General features: G+C 45.8%; 1 protein-coding gene. It reads left to right on the forward strand.

Annotation, left to right across the window (positions count from 1 at the left end; genetic code table 11):
• A partial coding sequence (locus HMPREF3208_RS06900) for a hypothetical protein (RefSeq protein WP_064347364.1) occupies positions 1-537 on the forward strand: 537 nt, incomplete at both ends.

Below are 537 nucleotides of genomic sequence, written 5' to 3' on the forward strand. Positions count from 1 at the left end.
AATAAGAAGGCTATTGCCGCACTTGCTGCTGGCGCTACGCTTCTTTCTGGTATTGCTGTTGCAGTCCCAGCATTAGCAGATGGTGATGTGCAAACACCTAAATCTGCTTGCACTGATGCTCAAGTTGCTGATGCTAAGCAAGCAAAAAAGACTCTTGAACAGCTCAAAGCTGAGTGCACGCCAACTGAAGCTCAGACTGCTGCGTATACGAAGACTGACGCAACAGATTCCAAGCAGGGTGAAACCAAGCCAGGTGACACCGATAAGAAGGATGAAACCAAGCCAGGTGAAACCGATAAGAAGGATGAAACCAAGCCTGCTAAGTCAGGTTTTAAAGAGCTGCTAGATAAGGTAAAGAGTGTTGCTGGTGAGCTTGGTAACTCTCATAAGGCTTATAAGGATGCCTTTGCTAAGTTTGAGGCTGATAAGACTCCTGCTAACAAGAAAGCTGCTGAAGCTGCGAAGAGTGCTTATAAAGCTGTTGTGAATAAGTTTGGCGGTTCTGAGAAAGTTAAGGCTTTCGGTGCTGCTGTAAAT

This window comes from Gardnerella vaginalis, from assembly GCF_001546485.1.
GTDB lineage: Bacteria > Actinomycetota > Actinomycetes > Actinomycetales > Bifidobacteriaceae > Bifidobacterium > Bifidobacterium vaginale_D.